Raw genomic sequence first — 17,968 nt, forward strand, 5'->3', positions numbered from 1 at the left:
GAAACTGCTGCTCAAATTAGAAATCAAGATTTGTTAAAAATTTACAAAGCCGAGTGACAAAATACAAGTCGTTCTCTAGAATTAGAAACGGAGAGACCCTGAAACTGAACCTAAGAAAGTGTCTGAACTTAGACAAAATCTAATTACCAGAGATTGGGTAATCATCGCCACCGAACGGGCGAAAAGACCGGATCAATTCGCCAACCCAAAAAAGTGCGAAACATTAGTGCCTCCGCACCGTGCCGATTGCCCGTTTTGCGTGGGAAATGAGGAAGACGCAACCTTAGAAACTTGCCGTTTGGGCGATTCCCTACGGGATAGCTTCGCTTCACGCACTGCCTGGAAAGTCAGGGCAATTCCCAACAAATATCCCGCCCTTTCCCCGACAGCAGAATGGATGAGGATATCATCGGGAATTCACCGCAGGATGGCGGGAATCGGCGTGCACGAAGTAATTGTAGAACATCCGCGACACGATTTGACGACAGCTTTGTTGAGCATTGAAGAAGTTGCCAACATACTTTTAGTATACCGCCAGCGCTATGTAGAAATTAGAAAAAATCCCCACATTGAAACAATTATTATCTTCAAAAATCATGGGGAAAGTGCCGGAACTTCTCTCGAACACCCCCACTCGCAGATAGCAGCGACGCCCGTTGTACCCAGCCAATTTCGCAGCCGCATCGACGAAGCTATTAGATATTTTGACGACACGGGAGAATGTCTGTTTTGCCGGACTGTGGAAGATGAATTAGCGGCGAGAGAAAGAGTGATTTGTGAGAGTAAAGATTTTGTGGCTTTTATCCCTTACGCTGCACTTTCACCGTTTCACACTTGGATTTTTCCGCGCCGACATTCCTCTTCATTTGATGACCTTACTGATGGGGAAATTACGGATCTTGCTGATACTTTGAAAACTGTACTGGCTAAGCTTTATTACGGATTGAACAATCCCGATTACAACTATACTATTCGATCGATGCCGATCGCCGAAGGGGGAACAAAATACTTTCACTGGTATATCGCAATTATTCCCAGAGTCACCAAGCAAGCTGGATTTGAGTTGGGCAGCGGGATGTTTATCAATACTGCTTTGCCAGAAGAAAGTGCGGCGTTTTTGCGATCGATCGAAATTCCTCGGGACAGTAATTTCTCCCCCATCTAAAGTATCCTACATCACAATAAGCTGTCGCGCATTTAAATTGTATATTGAGGGCGGGCGGGACGCCCACCCCACAAGACTTTGATTTTTTTAGACACACAATTTAAATGCCGCCACAGCTTAGGTCAAATTTACTTCAATTGGGGTGGAAATGCACGCAGCTACTCTGAGTTGCGAGTCTGTGTTGGGGAAGGAAACTGATATTATTTGAGATTTGAGGTTAAAGAATTGGGAATAAAGGATAATCTAAGGATTTAGATCACCGGTCTAAAGTTGGATTCTTTTTTTAAACTGGTATAACTTACGCTCTAAAGTTATGAACGTATAAATACTTAGGGATGTTACCAAACTCACAATAAACTTTCGACATACTGCCAGCCGTCGTCGCCAAAAGTAGCTCTCAACATATCTCTAATTTTGGCATCGAGCGATAATATCCCCTCGCCCAATTCACCATTCTCGCCGGTTTCGCAACTGTCATCAGACATATGTTCTTGGATGTGAGCCAGAGTATCGGCGAAATTAGCCAAAAAATAATGTTCGTGCACCCACGCTGTCGGATCTGGTATTGCTGCACTCCCAAAAGCTCGATCGACTAAATCTTTTTTGGCAACATCGTCAGTCTGATTTTTCATGTTGAGTTCGATTTAGGTAGATTTTGTAACTTATCCCATTTTAACCTTAATTTTCAACAGAATAGCAATCCCGATCGACCACAGCAGTGACAAATTTGTGTATTGTGTGCGATCGCGATCCTAATTTTTGTGTCTATCGCGTGTTATCATATTACCTCAAACTCTGCGGTCAATAATGTTCACATCGAGCAAAATACACTTGGGAATCATTCCGTGAACTCCTTTTTGAGGATTGTTGACAGCCTGCGTAATCCGAAAATTTACCGAGAGGGAACACAAAACATAAGCATCTTCTTCTTTGAAACCCGCAAAAGTTTGCAGCCAATAAACCGTCTGTTTTACCGCCATCTCAAACGCTTCATCTAAAGTTATACCAAATCCCATAATCACAATATGAGTCGGCGTTTCTGCAAACGGAAATCTCAGAAGTAAATCCTTGCGTAAGATGATTTGAATAGTCCCGTTCATCGAAGTTTCAATGGCAGTACCGTCAACTTCACCGTCTCCTTGTGCCGAATGTCCGTCGCCGATGGACAGTAAACCGCCGCGCAGAAAAACAGGTAAAAATAACCGCGTTCCTGCTTGTAGTTCCTGATTGTCCATATTGCCGCCGTAGCGCTCTGGAGGAATAGAAGAACGGTTGATTTCTGCATTGGCAACGCCGATAATTCCAAAAAAAGGATGCAGGGGTATCCGAATGCCGCTACCTGCGGGAAATTCAGCAGTTTTTTGCTCTAAATCTAGCGGAATAAACCGCAATTTAGGTTCGGGGAAATACTCAGGCAAAGCTCCCCATCCGGCGCGAATTGCATTAAATCCTACTGGTAAACTTGGGTAAACATCCTCAATGTGAATTTCTAAAACGTCTCCCGGTTCGGCATTGTTAACATAAATCGGGCCTGTTAGCAAGTGGGGGCCCGGGCCAACTTTGCGGTTGGGAGGCAAATTCTGACAAATATCTAAAAATTCGGGCGTGAGAAATTTCGGCGGGGCCTTGTCAGCAACATAATATCCTGAATAGGTTTCGATATCGATGCGATCGCCCGAATCCACCCTTAAAGCAGGTTCGATATTCGGAGAAAAACCGCCCAAGTGTACGGTTTTGCAGTTAGCCTTGAGAAGGTGGCGGGTCATGGGATTTTAGATTTTAGATTTTAGATTGAAGCAAGGGCGTTATGAATTTTATATCGCAAGTCTCAATCATTTTTGATAATTTTTTTAATGAACCACAGAGGGCGCAGAGGGCGCTGAGAAAGAGAATGGAGAGATCGGAAGATGTGAAAAAATGGTTAAAGTTTGTTAGATGTGAGATATTTTACTAATTTCTTAACTTTTTGATAACGTTAGTAGTTTAAAATTTAGAGTTGGTGGCGCGGGTTTATATGTATTTGGGTGGGGAGTTCTGTTTTGCTGGTGAAACCCCCCGTACAACTAATGACTAATGACTTATGTTAACGCCTTTGCCTAATAAAGTAGAATTTTCTCAAGGTTATTCTCGCAATCCCTGGTTTTTTGCTGTTTGGATTTTGATTGTCCTCTTGCTAGGTTTCATGATGCCATCTTACCTTAACAAACCTCAGCTTTTAACCGATCCGTTTTTGCAACTTCCAACAGCAAACTCGGTGCGAGTTGTCTGGTTCACAGAGTTTGCCGGTACTCGGAACACTGTTGCTTACGGCCAAAATTTGAATCAAGTTGTGACGGCAAATACTACCAAGCTAAGCCGCACTCGCGAAGACAAAGACTCGCGCATCTCGGATGAAATCAAACAAAGCATAATTGACAGCAATCCAATTGTCCGCGACATCTGGCGCCACGAAGCAGAAGTCCCCAATTTAATGCCCGGTGTTCGCATTCCTTATCGAGTCACCAGCGAAAGGAAAGACGGCGCATCTGTCAGCAGCAAAATATTCACTCTTTCTCCGACACCAGCAGCAGGAATTGCGCTCAAAATCCTCCTCACTTCCGACCATCAATTGATGCCGATGACAGCGGCAAATCTCCAGAAAGTAGCCGAAACAATTGGGAGAGTTGACGCGGTTTTTATGGCAGGGGATTTAATTAATATACCCGATCGCGCTTCCGAATGGTTTGACGACTACCGAGGCCGCGCCTTCTTTCCCGCTATGCAAGGTCGCGCATTTTCAGAACTCGACAAAAACGGCATCAAAACCGTTTACAGCGGCGGCGAACTGATCCAACACGCGCCTTTATTTCCCGCCATTGGCAATCACGAAATCATGGGTCGCTTTGCAACCAACAGCAAACTCGATTACCAATTTAACGATCCTTTTCCCCGCGCCGCTGCCGAGAAAATATACGCTCAACGTGCTGCCTCTTTGAATCCCAATAATGACCCTTCAGTTCGCGAATTTTGGCTGAAAAACAATAGTTTTAATAGCGATACCTATGACGAGATTTTCAATTTACCGGGAGGTAAAAATTACTATGCTGTGACTTTTGGCGACGTGCGGTTAGTGACTTTGTACGTTGCGAATATCTGGCGGACTCCGAATTTAGATCCGGGTGCGAGAGGCCGGTATCGGGAACGGGACGAAGATTTTAATAATCCCGAAAAATGGGGATACGGACAGCATATTTTTGAGCCGATTGTCAAGGGCAGCGCTCAATATAATTGGCTGCAACAAGAGTTAAAAAGTTCGGAATTCCAGCAGGCAAAATATAAAATTGTGATGTTTCACCACCCGCCGCATTCTCTGGGTGACAATATTGTACCTGCTTATACCGATCCAGTGCAAATAGTCGATCGCGCTCTCGATGGCGAGATTAAAATGGTGCGTTACGAGTATCCGAAACAGCAAGATTATCTGATTCGGGATGTAGTGCCGCTGCTAGAAACAGCGGGGGTGCAGTTGGTATTTTACGGACATTCGCACTTGTGGAATCGGTTTGTAAGTTCCAGCGGAATGCACTTTTTGGAGACTTCTAATGTGGGCAACAGTTACGGTGCTTTTGTGGGAGAAAAGCGCCGATTTGTGCCGCCGGGATATCGGGAAGATTACAGCGCTATTGGAGACCCGAACGGATTGGAACCTGTGGTGCCGACTGTTGCGCCTTTGTTGGGGAAAGATGGGCGGCCGCTGCCGTATATTGATAGCAATGATATTACGGCTTTTACTATTTTTGATACGGGGGAGGGTACGGTTAGCAGCTACTATTTTGATACGCGGAAACCGGAGTCGGAAGTGGTGAAGTTTGATGAGTTTAAGTTGAAAAATTCGCTATCTAGCTTAAAAATCCGTAAAAATTAAAAGCGCTCGTTTTCATAATCGATAAATTAGTTACTGCTATGATAACTTAAGGCTTCTGACTTCTGCTATACTTAGGTATACTGCATCCAAATTAAACTTACCCAGTAGAGCGCGGTCATGCCTGAACTAAACCTCTTAGAAAAACAAGAAGAAGTAAGCTTTGATGAGGAAGATGAAGCTCTAGATTATGAGCTTGAATCTAATGGTAATACCAAATCAGTATTAGACGAAATTTCCGAAATTATTGTAGCTGGGAATGATTGGACGACAGCCACCATACTCGATCAACTTGTTCGTGACAATATTCAACTTAATCCAAGATTTCAAAGACGAGATGCTTGGGATATAACTCGCAAAAGCAGGTTTATTGAATCAATTTTTCTGGGATTTCCCATTCCAGATATAGTTTTGGCTTCTCAAGATAAAAAGCGCGGAAAATTTGTAGTTCTTGACGGCAAGCAACGCTTGCTTACGATTCTGCAATTTTATGGAAGGAGCGAAACTCCCAACGATAGTTTTGCTTTGAAAAACTTAGAATTTAGACCTGAACTCAATGGTTGTACGCATGAGGCTATAAAAAACGATATTCTCCATAGTTCTGTACTTGATGCACTCGATAATCAAAGTCTTCGTACTACATTGATTCGGAATTGGCATACAGAAAGTTTACTCTACAAAATTTTTCTCCGTCTGAATGTAGAAAATACTCCGCTATCTCCACAAGAACTCAGGCAAGCATTGCATCCAGGTGATTTCATCAATTTTTTAGATGACGAATCAATTAAAAATCAGGCTTTAAGAAAAATACTTAAATCCCAAAATCCCGATCCTCGGATGCGCGATGTCGAATTCTTACTGCGATATGTAGGATTCCATCATTTTTTATCCGATTATCGCGGTAATCTTAAAGTGTTCCTGGATATGACTTGCAAAAAACTCAACAAGGATTGGAAAGAGAAAGAAACTGAGGTCAGATATACAGTTAGCCAATTTGAAAAGGCAGTGCAAACAACCACTACAATATTTGGAGAAGAAAATATATTTCGCGTGTGGTTGAGCAGTGATAATACTTACCGAGGTAAGTTTAATCGAGCTATTTTAGATGTAATGGTTTTTTATTTTTCAGATCCAGTTATTAGAGAAGCTGCTGAGAATAATCCGGCGGCTGTGGAAAAAGCTTTTAAAGAGTTATGTTCATCATCTAATAGCGAATTCAGAGAAGCTGTTGAGAAAACCACAACTAGCATTCGCGCAACTCATACTCGTCTCTCACTGTGGGGCAAAGCTTTGTTAAAGGTTTTGGATGTAAAGTTTAATGTACCTGAACTCGTAGATAACCATATTATCTTTAACGGTTTGAGGTAAGTTATTGAGAGGTATGCCAAAATCAGTTAGATTTCGTACTCTAACCCAGCAGTTAAATAGGTTAAAAAAACAATTTCTTCCTAAGATTAATCCTCTAGGTTCATATTCCGATCGGCAGCTAGCCTTAACTCTTGCCTACAGAGTTTTAGTTCATGCCGAAATTGAGGCTTATTTTGAAGACAGAGTTTGGGAAGTAGCCCTTAATGCTAAAAAGAATTGGGATAGTCAGGGTAAGACTTGCCGTACTTTAATCTGCTTGCTTGGCTTTTCTGGTCAAATGATGGAAGCACCACCAGATACACTGAGTCCAACTAAGGGAAGTAAAGCTTTGCCACCGGAAAAAATAAAAATCAACAAAAAAATAGATTTAGCTATTAATAGTTTTAAGCGAAGCATTGACTCGAATCATGGAATCAAAGAAGCTAATCTTCTGGCGTTGCTTTTGCCAATAGGAATAGATACCGATGATTTAGATCCTGCTTGGCTGGCTACCATGAATACGTTTGGGGAAGAAAGAGGTGTTGCGGCACATACTTCAGCTACATCCCCGAAAACTATTAGAAGCCTAAATCCTATAAATGAACTGCGGAGGGTGGAGCAAATTATTCAAGAACTTTTGAGGGTGGATGAGCTGATTGATAATTTAATGAGATAAATGAATAAACCGAGACCAATTGTCAAGAGTTTAATCTTTTTGGTAGGCTTCTAGCCGCAACGGGCAAGATGCCCGTTCCACAATACTTTATTTTTTTGTGGCACAGGCATCTTGCCTGTGCTCAAACAGCTTATTCAGAAGGGTGCAAGATGTCAGATTAAACCTTCTCTTTCGCAGGGGGAACCAAACCGGTTTTATTCAAACCCGCATCAATCTGCCTCAGCAATTTAAAATCGTCTTCGGGTAAAGAATTAACAGGCGAGTGTTTTTCCAGAAACGAGAATGCTTGCCGAAATTCACGGGGCCGGGAGTCGATCGCGCTATCGAAATGACAGGGTACAATCCTGTGAAAGTCCCAACTCGCCACTTTATCCACCCAATCGAGAGTTTCCCTGGGCGCGCGGTTGAGAATCAATCTCTGCAAAATCGGCGCGACAAACAACCGCCCTCCTCCCCGCAAAGCCTCAAACGATCGCACCCAATCTGTTTTCCACTTGAACGGATACAACCCGAAATAAGCTTTCCTAGAGCGTTCTGGCGCTTGGCGCGCGCTGGCAAATACCTCCGACCACGGCGGCACTTCCAGCACGCTGGGGCTAAAATACATGGCAAATAAGGCGATTCTCTGCCACCCTTTCCGCCGATTTTCCTGGGTGTCTGCCACAATGTCCGAGGCGCTTTCTTTGGCGTGAAACAGCAGCGGGTACGAGTCGAGTTGGACGATCGCCGGCGGATTTTCGGGAATGGAAACCACGGAATCTGTTAGCATCAGCGTGCGCGATCGCCTGTGAAATAACGCAACTTCGGCAAATCTGCCCAAACCGAGGTCGATGGGGCCGAGAATTGCCCAGTCAAATTGATCGGCTAACGGCGTGTTGCTGCTGTCAAAGGGCAGTACAGACGTGCGTTTCGCCGGCAAACCCAGCCACGAGAGCGGCAAATTCACGGGGAAACTCCACTGCTGCGGGGCGACAAACACCTGCGCTTCGGGAAAACACCTCGCAAAGGGGCCGACAAAAACTTTGTGCTCGATGCCTGAAACCGTTGTCAGCAGGATGTACTTAACCTCGCCGTGCTCTGCTACTAACTCCTTTACCAAGCGGATGCACTCAGGAGTCGGTGCCACGGGGGCGTAGACGAGAAGGCCTTCGGGTTCTAGTTTAATTACTGTCATCCGAATCGGGACGACTACGTAGAAAATGCCTTGTAGTTGGTCAAAAGTCCAGATTGTGTCCTTGACTATTTCCTTGCGGATGGTGCGCCGCTTGCTGTAGGGATAGAGGGGGACGATGGGCCAAAAAGCCCAAGAATAGTCCCGAGAATCAATCTGTGCTGATGTTGGTATGCCTTCGCCCTCTGCCACTGGTGCGACTCCTTGCCGATTTTTTTGTACGTGCGTGCGATCGAACTGTTTTTATCTTATTTCACTCCTGTTGCGCGGATTCGAGGAGTTGAAAAGGGGTTTCACCAGGCCTGGGTGCGAAAACTATTAAACCAACTGTTCGGGATCGATGCCTAACTCCCGCAACCGCGCCGCTAGTCTTTCCTCTCGCTGTTGAGATGCTATGAGTTGCTGTTGAGATTCTATCAGTTGCCGTTCCGCCGCCGTTGCTCTTTCACCCGGACTCAAAATCAACCCTCCTTGGGCCGTAAACCACCGCAACCACAACCGATTCATACTCTTATAAGTGCCTTGCCACCAACCTAAACTCAACTGCAACTCAGGAATAAATAACCGCCCATCAATTAATTCTGCAGGTTCATAGTGGCCTCCTACAAGATGAAAAGCTTGCAATTCATCCGTGTAGCGACTGAACACAAAATAGTAAGGAATCCGCAAAATTTGTTCGTAAACTTGCCACTTAGTCGGCGGTTCCCCAGCTTGCTGAACAGTCCGCCCTAAATCTTCATCTTCAGTGCCCGGCGATAGCAATTCCACCACCACAAACGGATTTACCCGTTCTTGCCAAACTACATAACTCAAACGCATATCGCGCCCTTGATAAAGCCTTGGCACACCCACCGCAGCAAACCAATCCGGGCGTTTGTGCCAGCGCGGTTGTGTTGCATCGTAATACAAATTTAGGTCACTGGCTGTAAAGACTTGTTCCGCATCCCATCCCGGCGGCAAAAACGTGAATTCCAAGAGTTGCGGCTGATCTAAATGAAATGTATCTGGCAAACCGGGCTCCTTTGGATCTTCGCTAGGTAAATCGTACATTGTTGGCAAACTCTGCCGGGGGTCTAGAGGCGGTTCAGCTTGAGCAGGCGGGTAAGTCGGGAATGTCATAATGAATTCTGAGGTTGCTTATCCTGATATGATTATAGCCTTGTGAGAATGTCTGGCATTTCTAAAGAATTCCCATTAACTCTCAATCTCAAATCTACAATCAAAACTCCAAAATCGATATGACTCAAAACTACCGCATCACTCTTTTACCAGGAGACGGCATCGGCCCTGAAATTATCGCTGTGGCGGTAGATGTCCTGAAACTTGTCGGTCAACAATTGGACATCGGCTTTGAATTTCAAGAAGCTTTAATTGGCGGCGCTGCTATTGACGCAACAGGCAATCCGCTGCCGGAAGAAACACTCTTAAAATGCCGCAACTGCGATGCAGTATTGTTGGCAGCCATCGGCGGTTACAAGTGGGATAATTTGCCCCGCGAACAGCGCCCGGAAACTGGATTATTGGGACTGCGCGCCGGATTGGGATTGTTTGCAAATTTGCGCCCTGCGACTATTTTACCGCAATTGGTTGATGCTTCTAGTTTGAAACGGGAAGTTGTCGAAGGCGTGGATATTATGGTCGTCCGCGAACTCACCGGCGGCATTTATTTCGGCAAACCGAAAGGCATTTTTGAGACGGAAACAGGCGAAAAACGCGGCGTTAATACGATGGCTTACACCGAGTCAGAAATTGACAGAATCGGGCGAGTGGCTTTTGAGACTGCCAGGAAGCGCGGGAAAAGGCTGTGTTCCGTTGATAAAGCGAATGTTTTGGATGTTTCGCAACTGTGGCGCGATCGCATTATTGCCCTTTCTTCAGAATACCCTGATGTCGAACTTTCTCACCTCTACGTTGACAACGCAGCCATGCAGTTAATTCGCTGGCCGAAACAGTTCGATACAATTGTCACCGGCAATTTATTCGGCGACATTCTTTCCGATGCGGCGGCGATGCTAACTGGTAGTATTGGGATGCTGCCTTCTGCTAGTTTGGGATCGACCGGGCCGGGAGTTTTTGAACCCGTGCACGGTTCCGCACCGGACATCGCCGGACAAGATAAAGCCAATCCCATCGCCCAAGTTTTGAGTGCGGCAATGATGCTGCGCTACGCCTTAAATCAGCCGGAAGCTGCTAATAAAATCGAGCAAGCAGTTGTCGAAGTTTTGGATCGAGGTTATCGCACTGGTGATATCATGTCGGAAGGCATGAAACTCGTCGGCTGTCGGGCAATGGGCGATGCTTTAATTGAAGTTCTGCAAGGTTAATTTATTTACCTTGTAGGGGCGGGTTTTACCAATAATATTCGACGCGCACGCACAATCTCATAAACCCGCCCCCAGACAACTAATAACCTATATCAACCTTGACTTTAAGCGCAGGGAAAAAGTGTACATTGAGGCTTACCGTTGAGAGGGGGCGGGTTGATAAGATTATTAATTTTTTGCCCAGATGGTTGGTCAAACCCGCCCCTACAGGAATTGGGGTTTAATGTTCCGCTGTCAAAAGCTGAAATTGCTCGGTATCGATGCGATTTGCTCGATACTCGTCGGCCCTCGGGCAATGGGCGATGCTTTAATTGAAGTTCTGCAAGGTTAATTTATTTACCTTGTAGGGGCGGGTTTTACCAATAATATTCGACGCGCACGCACAATCTCATAAACCCGCCCCCAGACAACTAATAACCTATATCAACCTTGACTTTAAGCGCAGGGAAAAAGTGTACATTGAGGCTTACCGTTGAGAGGGGGCGGGTTGATAAGATTATTAATTTTTTTCCCAGATGGTTGGTCAAACCCGCCCCTACAGGAATTGGCGTTTAATGTTCCGCTGTCAAAAGCTGAAATTGCTCGGTATCGATGCGATTTGCTCGATACTCGTCGGCTGTCGGGCAATGGGCGATGCTTTAATTGAAGTTCTGCAAGGTTAATTTATTTACCTTGTAGGGGCGGGTTTTACGAATAATATTCGACGCACACATACAACCTCATAAACCCGCCCCCAGACAACTAATAACCTATATCCACCTTGACTTTGATCGCAGGTCAAAAATGTACATTGAGGCTTACCGTTGAGAGGGGGCGGGTTGATAAGATTATTAATTTTTGGCGATTATGGTTGGTAAAACCCGCCCCTACAGGAATTGGGGTTTAATGTTCCGCAGTAGATTGAGGTTGAACGTTGGGTTGGGGCGGGTTGATCATATTATTAGTTTTTGGCAATTATGGTTGGTAAAACCCGCCCCTATAGGAATTGGCGTTTAATGTTCGGCTGTCAAAAGATTGAATTGCTCGGTATCGATGCGATTTGCTTGATACAAAACTTCAGCTATTTCCGAAAGCGCTAACACAGAATGGGCGCGATAACCGTTAGCCTGCATCTTATCTTTGACTCCCTGTTCGTGGTCGATTAATACCACGATATCTTCCACATTCAAGCCAGCCGATTTTAACTTAGCCGCGCCTTCCATCACGCTTTTGCCACTAATCAAAATGTCATCGACTACGACAATCGTTTCTCCTGCCTGAAAATGCCCCTCAATTAATTTGCCTGCACCGTAAGTTTTCACCTCCTTGCGCGGGAAAATCATCGGGCGTTCCATCCGCAAGGCTAAACCGGTTGCTGTGGGTAAAGAACCGTAGGGAATTCCTGCAATGCGATCGAATTTTAACTCCTTGAGAATGTCTGCATAAGCGCTGACAATTTGATGAAAAATCTGCGGAATAGAGATAATTTTCCGCAAGTCGATGTAATATGGAAATACGGCCCCCGATGCTTGTACGTGGTCGCCAAAAACTACGCAGCCGATGTCATAAAGTTGCAAGATTAAATCGCGGTGAGGTTCCGGTTGCAAAAAGCAAACATCCGGCAGCCACAGTTCGCAAGTGGGACTACCTTCGATCGCCCGCAGCCTCTGTTTATTAATACTATCCCGCAATTTCTCAATTTCTCGGCGCGGCTCTTTCCCCGCTAATAAACTTGGGGGGACTGGCAGCAATAAATCTTCACCATTCTTGCTTAAACCGGCCGCCAGCAGTTGTGCGAGGTCGTTTTCTTCTGTGAGGTCATTTTCTTCGGCGATGTCTCCTTCGACTAAAATTAGGCGTTCGGGAGCCTCTTTGCGGATGCGGGCTAACATATCCGGCATTACTCCTACTTCTAAACCGAGTTTTTCGGGAGTTCCCCAAAGTTGAGAGAGTCGGACTAATTGCAAGTACAAAGGGTTTTCTGGCGTCGGGTATTCTTGCACAGCCTCGGCTGAGGGGTTGGCGGTGGCACAGAGGACAAAAACAGTTTTTCCAGCGTATAACAAAAATGGCGCTACTTGGTCGAATCCGGCATAGGGACTTAAAGTAATAGCGTCAACTCGCCAGTCTTGAAATACAATTTTGGCAAAGACTGTGCTGGTATTTAAATCGCAGTGTTTGGCATCTAAAATTACTGGCAGGTGAGGGGGAATAATTGTTAAAATTTCTTGCAGCAATGCCCAACCGGGAATACCGAGAGATTGGTAAAAACCGAGGGTGATTTTGCAGGCACAGATTAAATCGGCTGTTTGGTCGATCGCACTTTTTAGCTTTGACAACAAATCAGTTACAAAAGTTTGAGTCTCTTCGCCAGTCATGGAAACCTGCGGGGGCCAGGTTTCGGGGTCGGGGTCGAGGGCTAGATACAGCAAACTTTGATTGTTTTCAACAGCCGCTAACAGTTTATCGAAAAAGTTGGTGCGATCGCTCATAGTGTGTTGTGGAGGTAAGGGGAAATTAAAAAATTGCAGGTGAAAGTGGGAGGGGTGTTGTGCCGGAATCAACCGATCCCCGTTGAAATTGAAATTAAGAATCTTTTAAGATTGTAGAAGGTAAAGAGCAGGAAATCTGTAACTTTAGGAGTAGTTTCATCGGGAATGATTTTCGGGTTGGCTGCACCGGTGATTGCACCTAAGCCGCAGCAAGTCAATTACTTGTGGTAAACTAACCTGTGTCCGGGCGGCGATTCGATCGGCATTCGCCTGCGGTACGCGAGTTTAGCAAATGCGAATTTGCAAGGGGCAGATTTGAGAGAAGCAAATTTTAGGGAAGCTAATTTATTGGGGGTAAATTTGAGCGGGGCTTCTTGGCGGCAAGCTAATTTACAAGGCGCTAATTTGACTCAAGTTAATTTAACCAGATCCCGTTTAACGGGTCTAATCTAAAAAATGCTACCGTTGGAGGTGTTATTTGGGTTGACGGTAGTATTAAATATAGAAATCCTTGCAGGAGTCGTAAATTTTTTACCCCACCCCAACCCTCCCCGAACCCAAGGGGAGTCCGTAAGAAATTCACAAATGATGCGAGGATTGCTGTAGAAGTAGAAGTTAAAGCAATGCCCGCCTTATCATATGGATAGTAATAAATGATCGGTACGATCGACTTTACGATTTGGGACGAGTTGCTGCAACGCTACGTTGACGATTTCGGCCGCGTCAATTATCGGCGCTGGACAACTGAGGGGGCGGATGTTTTGAGGGTGTGGCTGGAAAGTTTGGCGGATGTGGATTTGGCCGATGGTAGTGATGCGGATGCGCGGCTGGCGTTGTGGCTGAATGCGTACAATGCGATCGCAATTTCTCAAGTTCTGGAAGTATATCCGATCGCGTCGATCCGTCCCAAAGTTTTGGGAATTCCCAACTGGCTGAGTTTTTTGGATTTTTTCACCCGTTCCAATACGATTATTGGCGGCAAAAAGTACAGTCTCAATCAAATCGAACACGCAATTTTGCGGCCGGAATTTGCGGAACCGCGCATCCATTTTGCATTAGTTTGCGCTTCAGTCGGGTGCCCGCTGCTGCGCCGGGGGGCTTATTTCCCGGAGTCGGTACGGACTCAACTAGAAGCGGATGCCAGCCGTTTTATTCACAATCCTGATAAGGTGCGATATGATGCCGAGAAAAAGACGCTTTATTTGAGCAAGATTTTTAAGTGGTACGGCGAGGATTTTGTAAAGGCGGCGGGTTCGGTGGCTGAGTATGTGGGCGGTTATTTGGGGCCGGAGGCTGCTGTGGGTGATGGATGGGCGATCGTTTTTTTGCCTTACGACTGGAATTTGAATCGGGTTGATGGATAAAATTTGCGGAAGTGGATAGGTGTTTTTTTGAGGGGTAATTTTTTTAGTCTGTCGTTACCCTTCAAATTGCCAGATTCAACAGGGCGATCGGATGACTCCGAGGCAACGGGGCGATCGACTCTCACGGCTGCACGGCGATCAGACGGCTGCACTCGAACAGGATTAAATGGTTTACGTCAAGATATTGAATTAAAATAGTATTTAACAATTTAATTTTACTTTGCAAAATGTCTAATACTAATGGTAATGAACCAATTACAGTAGAAGTAGCCACAGTGAGATTTTTTGATGGACTCGAATTAGATGGCTACAAGATGCCTGATGGTGAGTTTCGTATTGGACTAACTGGTGCAAGCTTAGTTTTAGGTTATGGCGACAACTGGCTGCCTCGGCTTCTTCGTAAAAAAGATGGTATCTCACTCAAAGCCTTACTAGCTCTGGGTTTTAGTAAAAAAACTCAAAAAGTAGTAAGTGAACCAACCAAGGGTTCTAAAAAGGTTGAAACTATAAGTTTAGAGGATTTTAACAGACTTATAGTTTATACCGTTTCTAGACATAAAAAAGCTGCATTAGCACTACAACAGTCTTTAACCGTAGTTTCTTTACTTGATTTTTTCCTAGCTGCGTTTGGAAGAGCGCCTTTAAACATGGAACAGAAACGCCATTTGTTTTACGAAAAATATGCGGTTACTATTAGTCCTGACGGATGGCAACAAATGAGTAAGCGGGATATATTGAGGCTAGCTCTACATACTGGGTTGTCTCCTTCTCAGAAAAATAACAATGTTATAGATGGTGTTTCTCCAGACTCGCTCCCACCCACAGATGATTCTATAGGTGTTAAAGACTTGGGACTAATAACCGAGAGTTTTATTGTGCCAAAAAATCCGCCAAAAATCAAAGATGATTTTTTGGAGAATTGGTTTGACGATAATAGAACGGAAATAGCTTACAGTCTGATTGCAATGATAGTTGCGTTAGGAATGGTATTAAGTGAAAACGAAAAAGCATTAGATGAAAATAATATAGTGTCTTTTGGGGAACTGTTACTAAGGTGTCTATATTCGGGTGTGGGAATGTTTTTGGGGGTAAAATTGGTTTCTGCAATTTGGAGATTTTTTTGTAAAATAGCAAAAAACTTTCTCTAGTTTTCTAATGTAGCGGTAATGGTTACAAAGCTTAGGCGGTGAAATAGGTTTATCCTGACCGAGCTGTATCACTTTTAAGCTCTGGATCAAGATATGCTCCTTCCTAAAACATATGTGTTGCCAGATTAATTTCGGAAAACGGCATTAGTGTATTGTATCGGGAGTGTATCCTGATCCCTGCTGTTTTTTCCAATAGGTTAAAGTTAATTGTCACAATAAAATAAGTGCTACGGAGAGGCAAAGCATATGACGCGAGAGGAAGCAGTGCGAAAAATTAAGCGAGTTACCAATGAAAAATTGATAGAACTAAATCTGTCGTCGCTGAGTTTGAAAAAATTGCCACTGGAAATTGTCAATTGTACGCATTTGACACGACTTAACCTTAGCAACAATCAGATTACCTATATTCCAAAGGCGCTCGGGCAATTGTCGAATCTGACAGAGCTTAACCTCAGTAACAATCAGATTACCTACATTCCAAAGGCGCTCGGGCAATTGTCGAATCTGACAGAGCTTAACCTCAGTAACAATCAGATTACCTCTATCCCAGAAGTGTTCGGGCAACTGTCTAATCTGCAATGGCTCAACCTTGGACAAAATCAGATTACCTCCTACCCAGAAGCACTTTGGCAATTATCCAATCTTACACGTCTTAATCTCAGTAAAAATCAGATTACCTATATCCCAGAAGCGCTTTGGTCATTATTCTTCAATCTTACACATTTTGATCTCAGTGAAAATCAGATTACCTTCATCCCAGAAACACTGGAGTACTTACCCGATCTTACACACCTTGATCTCAGTGAAAATCAGATTACCTTTATCCCAGAAACACTGGGGCAATTATTCAATCTTACACGTCTTAATCTCAGTGAAAATCAGATTACCTCCATCCCAGAGGCGCTCGGACAACTCTCAAATCTGACAGAGCTTAACCTCTATGATAACAAGATTACCTCCATCCCAGAAGCGCTCGGACAACTCTCAAATTTGACATTCCTTAACCTCAATAAAAACAAGATTACCTCCATCCCAGAGGCGCTCGGACAACTCTCAAATTTGACATTCCTTAACCTCAATAACAACAAGATTACCTCTATCCCAGAGACGCTCGGGCAACTGTCAAGTCTGACAGAGCTTTACCTCTATGATAACCAGATTACCTCCATCCCAGAGGCGCTCGGGCAACTGTCGAGTCTGACAGAGCTTCTCCTCCATAACAACAAGATTACCTCCATCCCAGAGACGCTCGGGCAACTGTCGAATCTAACAAATTTTGGTCTCAGTGAAAATCAGATTACCTCCATCCCAGAGGCGCTCGGGCAACTATCGAATTTGACATTCCTTGACCTCGATAACAATAAGATTACCTCCATCCCAGAGGCGCTCGGACAACTGTCGAATCTGACAGAGCTTTACCTCGATAACAATAAGATTACCTCCATCCCAGAGGCGCTCGGACAACTGTTGAATCTGAAAGAGCTTCGCTTCCTTAATAATCAGATTACTAAAATTCCGGATGTGATTTGCAGCATGAAAAATTTGAAAAACCTAGATTTGCGAGGTAATCCGGTGCCGATTCCCCCGCAAGTTCTGGGGCACGGTCAAGACTATGAAGGTTGTGGTGATTTGTCAACCATTCTTGACTCTTACTTCTACAGCCGTAATCCAGCGCTACCTGAGCTAAATGCTGAGCATCAGAAAATTAAATCTGAGGGACATTTTGACCCTGAAACTCTCCAAGAAGATGCCAGACGACGGACAACTGCTTCTATTGTGCAGCGACAGGGACAGCCTGAATTTCGACGTAAGTTATTAACTGCTTACGGCGGTCGATGTCCAATAACTGATTGTGATGTAGCAGCAGCTATCGAAGCAGCACATATAATTCCTTATCAAGGTACTCAAACCAATCATTTAACAAATGGTTTACCGCTCAGAGCAGACATACACACTCTGTTCGATTTGCATCTACTATCAATTCGACCAGATACCAATGAAGTGGTAATTGCCCCTGAACTCGTCGGCACCTGTTACCAAGATTTGGCTGATCGGAAACTGGCTTTACCAGAGGATAAAAACACAGCACCAAATCAAAACGCTCTCAGCAAACATTATGAAACTTTTCTCAGCAAATGCAAAAGTGTTCCTTTACAAAGGTTACAAGCCCTAAGCGGGGAAAATTGATTTTGCCCGCCTAGATTTATTTAGCAAAGTAAGGTTGATGATATTCTCACGTCACTATCTAAAAATGGTGTGACTGTTAGCGAAACTTACAGGTTGCAATCAACCTAAATCCCTATCAGGGATTGAAACATGGCCTTAATCAGGTTGAGGGTGGAGATTTTCACTAATCGGTAGGTGGTTAGATGAATGCTAACCAATTAGCTATTGATCCGCC

General features: G+C 44.6%; 17 protein-coding genes. 12 read left to right on the plus strand and 5 right to left on the minus strand.

Features of this window, described 5'->3' with window-relative positions; genetic code table 11:
- Window positions 1–118 precede the first annotated feature (118 nt).
- Window positions 119–1,165, plus strand: a complete 1,047-nt coding sequence (galT, locus tag OSC7112_RS08200) for a galactose-1-phosphate uridylyltransferase (RefSeq protein ID WP_015175463.1) — start codon at window positions 119–121, stop codon at window positions 1,163–1,165.
- 347 nt (window positions 1,166–1,512) lie between these two features.
- On the opposite strand, the gene OSC7112_RS08205 is transcribed toward galT, so the two are convergent.
- Window positions 1,513–1,797, minus strand: a complete 285-nt coding sequence (locus tag OSC7112_RS08205) for a hypothetical protein (RefSeq protein ID WP_015175464.1) — start codon at window positions 1,795–1,797, stop codon at window positions 1,513–1,515.
- Between the two features lie 156 nt (window positions 1,798–1,953).
- Window positions 1,954–2,931 (minus strand): acetamidase/formamidase family protein, encoded by a 978-nt coding sequence (locus OSC7112_RS08210; protein WP_015175465.1) that lies wholly within the window; start codon window positions 2,929–2,931, stop codon window positions 1,954–1,956.
- A gap of 314 nt (window positions 2,932–3,245) precedes the next feature.
- Between OSC7112_RS08210 and OSC7112_RS08215 the strand changes: the two genes are divergently transcribed.
- The 3 genes from OSC7112_RS08215 to OSC7112_RS08225 all read left to right on the plus strand — a co-directional run bounded on the left by OSC7112_RS08215 (window position 3,246) and on the right by OSC7112_RS08225 (window position 7,089).
- On the plus strand, window positions 3,246–5,069 hold the full coding sequence (locus OSC7112_RS08215) for a metallophosphoesterase family protein (RefSeq protein ID WP_015175466.1): 1,824 nt from the start codon (window positions 3,246–3,248) through the stop codon (window positions 5,067–5,069).
- A gap of 117 nt (window positions 5,070–5,186) precedes the next feature.
- Entirely contained in the window at window positions 5,187–6,434 is a 1,248-nt protein-coding gene (locus OSC7112_RS08220; protein WP_015175467.1) for a DUF262 domain-containing protein, read from the plus strand.
- A 13-nt stretch (window positions 6,435–6,447) separates the two neighbouring features.
- Entirely contained in the window at window positions 6,448–7,089 is a 642-nt protein-coding gene (locus OSC7112_RS08225) for a HEPN domain-containing protein (RefSeq protein ID WP_015175468.1), read from the plus strand.
- A 157-nt stretch (window positions 7,090–7,246) separates the two neighbouring features.
- Here the strand turns inward: OSC7112_RS08225 and OSC7112_RS08230 are convergent, their stop codons facing one another.
- Window positions 7,247–8,452 (minus strand): DUF4336 domain-containing protein, encoded by a 1,206-nt coding sequence (locus OSC7112_RS08230; RefSeq protein ID WP_015175469.1) that lies wholly within the window; start codon window positions 8,450–8,452, stop codon window positions 7,247–7,249.
- A 126-nt stretch (window positions 8,453–8,578) separates the two neighbouring features.
- Entirely contained in the window at window positions 8,579–9,379 is an 801-nt protein-coding gene (locus OSC7112_RS08235) for a Uma2 family endonuclease (RefSeq protein WP_015175470.1), read from the minus strand.
- A gap of 119 nt (window positions 9,380–9,498) precedes the next feature.
- Here OSC7112_RS08235 and leuB point away from each other — a divergent pair, with 119 nt between their 5' ends.
- The 3 genes from leuB (at window position 9,499) to OSC7112_RS39505 (ending at window position 11,246) form a co-directional block, all read left to right on the plus strand.
- Window positions 9,499–10,584 (plus strand): 3-isopropylmalate dehydrogenase, encoded by a 1,086-nt coding sequence (leuB, locus tag OSC7112_RS08240; RefSeq protein WP_015175471.1) that lies wholly within the window; start codon window positions 9,499–9,501, stop codon window positions 10,582–10,584.
- A gap of 184 nt (window positions 10,585–10,768) precedes the next feature.
- Window positions 10,769–10,915 carry a hypothetical protein gene (locus OSC7112_RS39500; RefSeq protein ID WP_190274347.1) on the plus strand — a complete coding sequence of 49 codons (147 nt, stop codon included), beginning with the start codon at window positions 10,769–10,771 and terminating at the stop codon, window positions 10,913–10,915.
- A 184-nt stretch (window positions 10,916–11,099) separates the two neighbouring features.
- Complete coding sequence (locus tag OSC7112_RS39505; protein ID WP_190274348.1) at window positions 11,100–11,246, plus strand: hypothetical protein; 147 nt, start codon at window positions 11,100–11,102, stop codon at window positions 11,244–11,246.
- Between the two features lie 330 nt (window positions 11,247–11,576).
- Here OSC7112_RS39505 and OSC7112_RS08245 read toward each other — a convergent pair whose 3' ends face one another.
- A complete protein-coding gene (locus tag OSC7112_RS08245) occupies window positions 11,577–13,055 on the minus strand; it encodes a bifunctional orotidine-5'-phosphate decarboxylase/orotate phosphoribosyltransferase (protein ID WP_015175472.1) in 1,479 nt (492 codons plus the stop codon).
- 270 nt (window positions 13,056–13,325) lie between these two features.
- On the opposite strand from OSC7112_RS08245, the gene OSC7112_RS35470 reads away from it, so the two are divergent.
- The 5 genes from OSC7112_RS35470 (at window position 13,326) to OSC7112_RS08260 (ending at window position 17,754) form a co-directional block, all read left to right on the plus strand.
- Window positions 13,326–13,508: a pentapeptide repeat-containing protein gene (locus OSC7112_RS35470; protein ID WP_223300862.1), complete on the plus strand. Its 183-nt coding sequence runs from the start codon at window positions 13,326–13,328 to the stop codon at window positions 13,506–13,508.
- Between the two features lie 200 nt (window positions 13,509–13,708).
- Window positions 13,709–14,419: a DUF547 domain-containing protein gene (locus OSC7112_RS08250; protein WP_015175473.1), complete on the plus strand. Its 711-nt coding sequence runs from the start codon at window positions 13,709–13,711 to the stop codon at window positions 14,417–14,419.
- 66 nt (window positions 14,420–14,485) lie between these two features.
- Complete coding sequence (locus tag OSC7112_RS41680; RefSeq protein ID WP_263053593.1) at window positions 14,486–14,617, plus strand: hypothetical protein; 132 nt, start codon at window positions 14,486–14,488, stop codon at window positions 14,615–14,617.
- Window positions 14,618–14,646: 29 nt separating this feature from the next.
- A complete protein-coding gene (locus OSC7112_RS39510) occupies window positions 14,647–15,567 on the plus strand; it encodes a hypothetical protein (RefSeq protein ID WP_015175474.1) in 921 nt (306 codons plus the stop codon).
- A 246-nt stretch (window positions 15,568–15,813) separates the two neighbouring features.
- The gene (locus OSC7112_RS08260) at window positions 15,814–17,754 is read left to right on the plus strand and encodes a leucine-rich repeat domain-containing protein (RefSeq protein WP_051041498.1); all 1,941 of its coding nucleotides are present in this window, start codon (window positions 15,814–15,816) and stop codon (window positions 17,752–17,754) included.
- Window positions 17,755–17,968 lie beyond the last annotated feature (214 nt).

The organism is Oscillatoria nigro-viridis PCC 7112 (assembly GCF_000317475.1).
In the GTDB taxonomy this organism is placed as follows: Bacteria; Cyanobacteriota; Cyanobacteriia; order Cyanobacteriales; family Microcoleaceae; genus Microcoleus; species Microcoleus nigroviridis.